Here is a 9,986-nt window from a genome sequence, read left to right on the forward strand (position 1 = left end):
TATATTCACTTTCTGTGTTATCCAATTAAAATTAATTACTATAAAGGCCATAAATACGAAATAAAGCTGCATTTAGAGCTGGGTTCGAAACCTCCACTCTTTGCCAAAGTGGTATCATAACCAAGAAAAAGCCTGCAAAATCATACGATCTTTGCAGGCTTTTTTTGTTTCTCTTCGAATGAGGGAACTATACGCCCCATACAAAATCTTATATAATTAACACCCCAGACAATTAGCGGGGAAACAACTGGACAAGATCATAGAACTCCAGAAAGAATTTTTTTTCTGTACCACTCGGTATCTTGTTCAGATATAGACTCTGCACCTTACCCGGAGAAACCCCGTCGTAAGGAATTTCCATATTAATTGTACTTTGGTCCCTATTCTTATTGACATAATAGTCTTTGGTCTTTGCATCCCTGACCACTACAATCGGGTAAAGTTCAGTGCCACTTTGTTGCGGGGTGGCTATTGGTACTTGAACTTTCAGGTAGGGCGTCCATGCTCCTGCCTTAACATTTTCTGCAATGGGAATGGTCGTGGTATTTACCACGATAATAGGATCTGGCTTGGTACCGTCAAAATAGTACTCAAGTACCTCAATATTAATATCTACCGGGGGAAAACCGCCAGCGGGATCCACATAAAAATTCGCTGTATATTCATCTCCCTGCGGATCCGGGTAAGTATATCCCTTGTTGAATTTCAAGCCGTCGAAATAAAAACGAGGAACAACATTTTGCTTGTCATTGATGTTAAATGTTTGACGATAAATGGTCTCTCCGTTACTTTTTCTTCTCAATTCCATGTTAATCTCGTCCTTTTCAAAGGCAAGCTGGTTCTGAAAAGAGACAGTCCTAACCTGTCCGTAATAATCCCGCATTTTAACACCGTCAAAATATTGTTCAACAGTATCGCCTACAACAAAACCGCTTATGCTAAATTCTTTGTTGATGGCTTTTATCTTGGGCATCATATGGATACCATCTTTTTCACAGGCACTGAACAGCAATATAGGCAAAATAGCTGCCAGGTAAATTATTCTAAATGTTTTGATCATGATCATTTAAATTAAAAATTATAAGAAATAGAGAGACTGAAAGTACGGCCAGTATAACGGGTAGAAGTTTGTCTGTCACCGACCAGCCTGTTTGTAGCCGGATCCATATATCCCTCTTCAAATTTCTCCGAGAAACCAAATTTATATTTGTATTTGTCGCTCCATTCCAGGTCTAACTTGCCCTCATTTCCGGGTTTTAATTCATAGGTCGTTGGATCATTAATAAAATAACGAAAAGGTGCGTCAAGCAGGTTGCTCATGTTTAATTTGGTTTCTAGTTTTCCTTGAAGAAATCTATAGCTGATCTGTGCATCCATTTGTGTTCGCGGCCTTTCATATTCAACATAAGAGGGCTCTATCCCCGTGATAAAAGTCTTATAACCGGAATGGTTCAAGCTAATGTTTAAACCTAGTTTTTTACCAGCGTATTGTACTCCTGCATTATACAATACTGGAACTTGCCCATATAAGGCACGGGGATATTTCATGTATTTATAATACATCGTATCGATTCCAGCAGCCGTTTTTTCATATTGCACCTCCCGTGCCCTTACTTTTGATTTTTGAAGCGTAAGGTTGCCGCTAACGTATACGTTCTTTAGAAAAGCAAGTCCATCGTACACAAAACCTAAACTTTTACGAAGTTCAAATTCCCATCCGCTTACCTTTGCCCAGTCAGAGTTTGAAATGGTAATGTAACCCCTGCCATTGTTTTCATTGTCTATCCTATAATATTCTGCAGGCTTATCAAAATATTTATAAAAATAGGCTGCCGACAAGAGTTCTCCTGCGCCGGGAAACAGTTCGATCTTGGCATCGTAATTATCGATAAGCGTACTGCTAACCCCATTGCTCCTCACAACCGATCCATAATTGGGGTTATAACGAGAGAACCTTGAATTTTCCATCAATCCTGGACGAACAGCTGACTTTGCATAGGAGGCACGTAGGTTCAGATCTTTTAAAGGGGAATAAGTAATGTTCGCCGAAGGCAGAAAATACCAGTCTTTCTTTTCTTCAAAGAAGATCTTACTATTTTTGTCCCTGAGCAAACTGGCAGAGTTTGTTATGGTATCCAACTTAAAATATTCAGCCCTGCCTCCCCAAACCACCCTAAGGCCTGGTAACAATTTGTGATCTAACATTACAAAGCCGCCCTTATTTATGCTTTTAGCTTCAAATTTATTTGAAGTGTAATCTTGCTTGAAATAGAACAAACTGTTTCCCGCGTTTTCCATGCTCATGTAATTGCCCCAGTCCTGAATGGGAATCAGTTCTACTGGAACAGTTGAATTTGTCCCTTTTACGATAGGAAGCACCTCCCAATCGTAAAACGCATGCTTTTTTAAATAATTCACTCCAGTTTTAAAGACATGTCTGGTTTTGCCAAGCCTAAAATCGTATGCAGCACTAATCACACCATCAAAATTATTTTCTTTGTAGATATATTCATCACGGTGCAGTGGGCCTGAACCAGGATCGCTTACGGTGCCTGGCTGATAAATGTAAAGCACCCTATTTCCAATTTCCCTGGGGCTCTGCGAGGCGGATATCGCATCCTGCTCAAGCGATTTTAAAGATGTCCTCGCTAAACTCCAGTCAATTGTGAGYGATTTAAAGTGATGCGTGCCACTTACTTTGTTTTGCAACAAATCTGTAAATTTAGGTCGGTCATCTTCTAAAATACCCCCATATTTCGTGTCCGTATCATTTTTCGGAGTTTCAAAACTCCAGCCGGTATAGCGGCTAAACCTATTGTCAAATATCCTTGTATATAAATTGTAGGTATTGATCTGGTGATTTTCTGTTTTCAAGCCCCCGTTTAGCAGTAATCCCAAGGTTGTATTAAAACCATATATATTCCCGGTATTTACATCAGTAGGGTCATCTTGGCGAGCAGGTTCATGGGCCCAGTCTCCGCGGCGCATGGTAGAAACATAATCATTGGTTTGCGTGTTCCGGTAACTTACCGAACCCACAAAACCGAGTTTGCGTACTTTAGCTTCACTAAGCGAATATGCCCTGCCCAAACTCAGCTGGTAATTTTGGGAGGGCATAGACTGAAAACTGCGTGTACCTAAACGCCCTGTCCCTCCTATACGCTTGTTCTGCTCACCAACCTGTGGAGCTTTGATTTCGTTCTGACTCTCATCCTTTGTTGGATCAAATTTACCCACAAGATTCAGCAGGTCAGCCGGAAAATGATCTCTGTTTCCATCATCAAAACCCAGGTAATCATATTTGCCACGACCATATCCCAGAAAATCTTTTCCAATGGTGCGGGTGTTAAAAGAGGTTCCGGCACTTATGGAAAGAAAATTGCTTTCCGGTACAGATTTAGTAGTGATCTGAACCAACCCCCCGGCAAATCCATAAGGCATATCTGCAGTGATCGACTTGGACACCACAATGTTTTCGACCAGGTTGGTGGGGATCAGGTTGAACTCAAAATCGCGTTCCTGAACATCTGTACTTGGTAAAGTGCTCCCGTTGAGCAGAGATACATTGTAACGCTCTGCAATACCACGGATTACTACTTTTTTATTTTCATTGGTGGATACCCCGGTAATGCGTTTCAGCGTTTCACCTACATGTTTATCCGGTGTTGCAGCAATTTGCTCTGCAGAAATCCCATCTGAAAGATTGGACAGATTTTTCTGCTGCGCATATAGCCCCGCTACCGATGCTTTTTTATAGGTTGAAGTTATCATTACCTCTGTTAAGCCTTTCGAATCAGGTTTCATGGATATATCCAGTGCTGTGTTGCTTCCTGCTTTAACCACTACATCTGTAATACGCTGCTTTTGATAGGAAATGTAGCTGATTTCCAGGGTATACGTTCCCGGCTTAAGACTAATGCTATACTTCCCATCTACTGAAGTTTGTACCGTCTGATCGGTTTCTACAATTTTAATCGTTGTGCTGGGCATCGCTTCACCCCTGTCGTCAGTGATTTTACCAGTAATACGCCCAGGCTGTTGCGGAACAGGTTTAGCATCAATAACAATGTAATTTTTAAAAAGTCGATACGTAAGATTGGTTTTCTCCAGGATGCTTCGTAAAACAGCTCCTGCCGTAATATCWTTACGGTTTAACGTGATCTTTTTACTTTCTTTCCGGAGCATATCATCAGCATAGGAAATCCTTATGCCACTTTTTTTAGAAAGCGCAATGAGGCCTTCTTCTATAGAAGCATTGTTAAGTTTAATCTCGATCTTTAGCTTGTCGAGATTTTGACCCCATACATCACTGGCAAGCAGGACTCCGACAAAGGTGAGCTGGAAGACGGCAATAATCAGGGATAATTTCATTATAAATCGAATTGTTGGACGTAGTTTTACTACATTATGCATATTTTTGAATGTTAATGTTGTTTGATAAAAGCACTTTAATTTAATCCAGGCCTGGCCTGGAACATTTCACCTGCGGTACAGCGTCTTGGTAAACATGTTATTGCGTGTGATCACATTTTCCGTTTCCGGTTTACCGGGAACGGATTTTTTGTTTAGTAAAGATTAACCCTTCATTTTTCTCCTTTCCATTTTATTCTTTGCCGGATATAATAATTTCCTGTCTTCCGTTAAAACGGTATTTCAGGTCAGCTGTATTGCAGATGATATCCAGCGCATCCGAAAGTGAGGCTTTCCCGTCAACACTCAAGGAGAGGCGCTTACGAACCGACGCAGACCCTGCAAATCTGATTTCAATATTGTACCAGTTTTCCAGTTCATCCGCAATTTGTGCCAGAGAACGATTTTTAAAGGTAATTTCCCCTGATGACCATCCTTGGATTGCCGAGACGTCAACAGGTATTATTGATGCCTTTCCTAGCTGATGATCCCATGATATTCCTTCTCCTGGGACAAGCACCGCAAGTTCTGCCACTTTTGTATTTTCCTTCCTGGATACCCTTACTTTACCGGTTGCCACTTCAACAAACAACGGATCATCTTTAAAGGCCGTGATTTTAAAAGAGGTGCCCAGCACAGTGGTCTGTATCTCGCCAGTATGGATCACGAAGGGCCGCTTGGGATTTTTTGATATTTCAAAAAAAGCTTCCCCTGTAAGTGTTAAGTTTCGTTCGTTCGCGGCAAATTGCTGAGGATACCTGATACTACTTCCCGCGCCCAGGTAAACCACAGAGCTGTCCGGTAGCGTCACCTTGGAGCGGATACCCCTCGGATTGGTTTTCTCTATCATCACCTTAGCTGTTGTAAAGGCCGGTTTGGTCTTTACCAAATGTTCGCCCAGCAAATATCCTCCAATACCCAGAACAAGGAGGCAAGCGGCAGCATAACCTATCCATTTTGTGTACCACAATTTCATCGGCATTTTTTTGAAATACTTATCTCGAAACTCCTGGTTCCACTCTTCCAAMGTCGTCTCATCAGCTTGCGGCGCAGGCTCAACTGTAGAAAAGTCGGCTTCCAGTATTGCTTCCAGTGCATGCTGCCATCCGGGATCCTGAAGAAAATGCTTTACATGAAGTAGTTCATCAGCAGTACACTTGCCATTGATATATCKGACTAAAAGTTCTCTGTCTATTTCTGTTTTCATGCCTTCGGTATTAGAGCAAGTGCGCTATCTATACATACCGTAAGAAACAGAACTTATACCCAATGCAAAATGCGGGTATTCGTCAAAAACAACATAAACAACTGATAATGAGAAGGAAATATTTAACAAAAAATAAAGATTGCGATGGCAGGCAAAAACAAAAGAGTGATATCCCCCTTTTTCCGCACTAAACTTCTAACCGTATGCACTGCATCTGTAAGGTGTCGGTTTACCGTTTTAGGAGAAATGTCAAGTTCATCCGCTATTTCCTTGTAACTCATTCCCTGTTGCTGGCGCATTTCCAGTACCAGCCTTCTTTGGGGACTGAGACAGTTCAGGCTTTCCTGATACAATGAACTAAGTTGGCTGTAATTGATTCGATCATCGGCTCTTTCTCTGGACTCCGGCTCGGCAAGCATCTGATCAACTGGTAAGAAGAGAATACTTTTCCTACGGAATTGATCCACCATAGCTCCTTTAAGCAGGTGAAAAAGAAATGGCTCCAAACTCTGGCTTATGAGTTCTTCTTTCTTTTGCCATGCTTTGAACATGACGTCCATTGTTATTTCCTTTGCCAGCTCACTATCGTGAATATACCGGGAAGCAAATCTGAGTAATTTATGGAAATGAAGTTTAAATAATTTGTCGAATGCGCCTTCATCCCCGTTTTTCCAAAGATTGATTAGTTCATGTTCGTTCAGACTTGGGGACATTTGACCAATATTTATTTGCTCTCAAAAGTACATTAGAGAGATACAATAGCGCATTAAATGTATGTTAACTATTTGTTATATCTAATCTTACCAGCATGTACCTCGACTACTTGGAGAAGAATTACAAATGAGTTTTAATTTTGAAGAGTGATTTGGTTTTTGCTAACAAATGGCATAAAATTGGCTCTAGGCTCAGCATCATTTGTAAGCCATTTAATATAGACTGAATGTCACACCGCGCCTATTTATACAATATCAATACCCCATCAGTTGCCGAAAATACCGATAAGATGATGATGGAATGGGGTTACGAAATGCCACTTATGCTTCATCCATTATTAGTAGAGGGAGGTTTCATTTCAGGTAATAATTATAACAATCATGTGGAATCTAATGATTCCGGATTATATTTTGATTCCGAACCTGGAATTGAAAATCTGAAGCGGTTTTATAAATTTCTAGAAGACCAACCTGGTCTGATCACAGATATAGAAAAGTTTAATGAAGCCCGCGACAAGCTGTTCAATTACCTGGATAAGCTTACAGGGCGCTATTTTCACCTGGACATCTGGGACGTATTGAATATGGAGGATACGCCTCATGCGGAACAGGCCCAGCTTTGGCTGGCTAACATTGCCCATAACAATCAGATAATTACCAGAGCGATGGACGCTGGGGATATCAGCCTGCTGAATTATAAAGATCTTAATGATGTCAGTCCTGGTTTTAACGCTTTCCCTGAACTGTTAAATTATGAAGGCTACGATTACGGCTGGTCCTGTATCTGGGTGGCTGATGAAGAGAACCTTCCCTATGAAATATTTGAAGAAAATAACCTTTGGGGACTAAAGGATAGCGATGGCCGGGTTTTACTAAACGCTCAATTTGATGAATTTTACAGCTTTGGATCGCAGGGCTTGGCAGTAGTGTCAAAAAATGGCAAATACGGATATGTAAATACCGCCGGAAGAATTGCAATTCCGCTAATCTGGGAAGATGCCTTTGATTTCGAATATTCAGGTGTTGCAGTAGCTACACTCCAAAAAAAATCAGGATTGATTAACACAAAAGGCAATCAGATCACTCAGTTTGTTTATGATGAAATAGAAACGATTGGAAATGGGAATTGTTTTAGTGCAAAAAAAGAAACTTTCTGGGGTGTCATTGATGCTTCAGGACGTATTGTAATTGATTTTGAACACACAGAGGTAATTGATTCCGGATATGGTTTTTATTACACCAAGATTAGTGGACAGAAAAACCAAAAGATTTACAATGAGTTTTTTAAATACCTTGGCGAATTTCCAATCGATTCTATAGAAAACCTGGATAAGGGACTGTTATTAATTAAGCCTCATAAAGGTCTTAATTCTAGTTTATTGTACAAAAAAGACGGAAGCCTGCTGGATAGCGGATTTGAAAAAATAAACAGACAAACAAATTTCAACGACTTGCTGGTAATCCGAAAAGATAAGAAACACGGCCTCATCAGCAGGAAAAACGAAAGCTATGTGCTGCCCTGCCTGTATGATGCAATTTTGGATATCCGTGCCAGAGTTAATGATGGGATAAGTGACATCGCACTAATCCATCAGGCAGAGAAAAAAGGCATTTATGACGGCAATCCGAAGCAACCATCCTGGTTAATCCCACTTGATGACTATCAACAAATTCTTTGGCTTCATGAAACCGTTTTCACGTTGCAAAAAAAACAGATGTGGAGCATCGCTAATACGGCAACCAGTGAGTTTAGCGATTTTGAATTTGACCTGGTTGTTCAGAAACCTAATGAAGATGGTTTTGCTTATGCATTTAAAGCAGACAACGTTTATTCCGTTAGCGAGACTGGCATCACTCCTACCCCCAAATCAGTTGCGCTGGAACATGCCGGCGAGGATTACGCTTACTATTTTGAGTTTGAAAGCAGGAAAAGACTTTTAGCCTACGCAAAAGGGCTGAGCAGAAATGGTGAACAGACAACCGATGAACTGACCTCTGTCCATGATCTGTGCGTAAAGGCCATAGCGGCTTACAACGCCAGGGATTATGCAAAATCAATATACTACGACACCATTRCATCCGAAAAAGGATATGCACTTTCCATGAATAATCTTGCGCACCTTTACTATAATATTGAAGGATTTCTTGACGACGATAAAGCTTTCTATTGGTACCATAAAAGTGCCCTGTCTGGCAATGAAAATGCAATGAATGGACTGGGAATGTGCTATAAGCATGGAGTGGGTACCCCTGTAGATATAGAGAAGGCGCTGTTCTGGCTAAATAAAGCCGCTGAAATGTCACTGGCAATAGCAAATAACAATCTTGGTGATTTGTATTCCGAAGATTTGCTGCTTCCCTCCGATAACGATAAGGCCCTTCAATACTACCAGACTGCTGCAGATCTGGGTGAACCCATGAATAACTGGTTAGGTTATCTTTATGATTTAAAAGGCGATTATGAAAAGGCGCTGCATTATTATCAGCTTGGCGCTGATGAGGGGATTGATGTTTCTGCCTACAATCTGGGTATTTTTTATTTAAATGGGTTAGGAACCGACAAAAACGTGATCAGGGCAATCGATAGCTTTAAAAGCGCGTTAGACCGTGGGTATCAGCAGGCACATATCGATCTTGCCTTGATTTATCAGAATGAAACAGGCTTTAAGGATAAAAACAAAGTACAGCAGCATATCGATGCGGCCAAAGCAGCAGGTTTGGAAATACCAGAAGACCTTGTGGCCAAAAAGAAAGGCTGGTTTGGTTTTTAGGACCATAGATTTTTCCTGTTTCTCAGTAAGAATCAATGATTTTAAGGGCCTTTTTGCTAAATTTCAGATAAGTAACAACAACTTTAGATCCWRYTTTRTAACGATTGTAATCCTCTTGCTTAACCTCAATCCTTATTTTTTCATTTTTAAATGGTCCGGCAAAGGTTAGGTATTCTGCATGTTCTGTTTTATCACGGTTAATCACTACACTCGTTAATTTATTTTTTCCGTTTAGTTTATCCTTCTTCCAGTTGTACTTGTTATACCTATCGGCCAGCATGGCAATGAAATAGCAAAAACTAAAAAATAATAATGCTATGCAGGAGAAAGCGATATAATCATAATACTTCAGGTTGTCTAAGGTTTCCTTTTCTACAGATAAAACAGCAATTATCCCCAAAAACAATATGCCAACAATGATCGTAATTGTAACAATTCTCATGGTTGCTTTTTGTCCTATCTCCATTTCTTTTATTTCCTCCTCAGTCAGTGGAATATTTTCTTGCAATCGTATTTGCGAATTTTCAATTTGACGACTCTCCATTTACTCCTTAAAAATTGTTAAACAATCACTCTCAACTTACGACATTATTTTATCGAGCTGTAGCCACACTGACAATACAACTCATTCGACTTTTAAACTTATCCTTATCAGCTGGTGGTATTTCGACTTTAATGGTAACAGGAAATTTTTCAACCATTTTCACATAATTCCCACTCTGGTTGCTAGGTGAACTAAAAGGAGATTCATTTTTTAGTTTGCCGATCTCTGATACTTTTCCCGAAAGACGAATTTCAGGTAAATCATCCATAATAATTTTCACAGCTTGCCCCTTAAGCAAATGCTGCATCTGGTTTAATTTGAAATTGGCTGTAATATAAAAC

General features: G+C 40.3%; 6 protein-coding genes and 1 pseudogene. 1 reads left to right on the plus strand and 6 read right to left on the minus strand.

The features are described from left to right. Positions 1-232 precede the first annotated feature (232 nt). The 4 genes from AC1DG9_RS17130 to AC1DG9_RS17145 form a co-directional block, all read right to left on the minus strand. Positions 233-1,060 carry a hypothetical protein gene (locus AC1DG9_RS17130; RefSeq protein ID WP_172663616.1) on the minus strand — a complete coding sequence of 276 codons (828 nt, stop codon included), beginning with the start codon at positions 1,058-1,060 and terminating at the stop codon, positions 233-235. Between the two features lie 11 nt (positions 1,061-1,071). Beyond that, on the minus strand, positions 1,072-4,371 hold the full coding sequence (locus AC1DG9_RS17135) for a TonB-dependent receptor (protein ID WP_477634943.1): 3,300 nt from the start codon (positions 4,369-4,371) through the stop codon (positions 1,072-1,074). Positions 4,372-4,603: 232 nt separating this feature from the next. Beyond that, entirely contained in the window at positions 4,604-5,617 is a 1,014-nt protein-coding gene (locus AC1DG9_RS17140) for a FecR family protein (RefSeq protein ID WP_288880224.1), read from the minus strand. Positions 5,618-5,739: 122 nt separating this feature from the next. After that, positions 5,740-6,330 carry a sigma-70 family RNA polymerase sigma factor gene (locus AC1DG9_RS17145; RefSeq protein WP_288880226.1) on the minus strand — a complete coding sequence of 197 codons (591 nt, stop codon included), beginning with the start codon at positions 6,328-6,330 and terminating at the stop codon, positions 5,740-5,742. 227 nt (positions 6,331-6,557) lie between these two features. On the opposite strand from AC1DG9_RS17145, the gene AC1DG9_RS17150 reads away from it, so the two are divergent. Continuing rightward, positions 6,558-9,101, plus strand: coding sequence for an SEL1-like repeat protein (locus AC1DG9_RS17150; RefSeq protein ID WP_477634944.1), 2,544 nt, complete (start codon positions 6,558-6,560; stop codon positions 9,099-9,101). A 22-nt stretch (positions 9,102-9,123) separates the two neighbouring features. Here AC1DG9_RS17150 and AC1DG9_RS17155 read toward each other — a convergent pair whose 3' ends face one another. Both AC1DG9_RS17155 and AC1DG9_RS17160 read right to left on the minus strand, forming a co-directional pair. Further along, entirely contained in the window at positions 9,124-9,645 is a 522-nt protein-coding gene (locus tag AC1DG9_RS17155; RefSeq protein ID WP_477634945.1) for a hypothetical protein, read from the minus strand. Between the two features lie 49 nt (positions 9,646-9,694). Further along, positions 9,695-9,986, minus strand: a pseudogene (locus AC1DG9_RS17160) (hypothetical protein); the annotation flags it as partial.

Source organism: Pedobacter sp. 05L430 (genome assembly GCF_056397585.1).

Bases quoted from the DNA above. Each gene is read 5' to 3' on its own strand.
- AC1DG9_RS17130 (WP_172663616.1), bottom strand. From the start codon at position 1,060: ATGATCAAAACATTTAGAATAATTTACCTGGCAGCTATTTTGCCTATA.
- AC1DG9_RS17145 (WP_288880226.1), bottom strand. From the start codon at position 6,330: ATGTCCCCAAGTCTGAACGAACATGAACTAATCAATCTTTGGAAAAAC.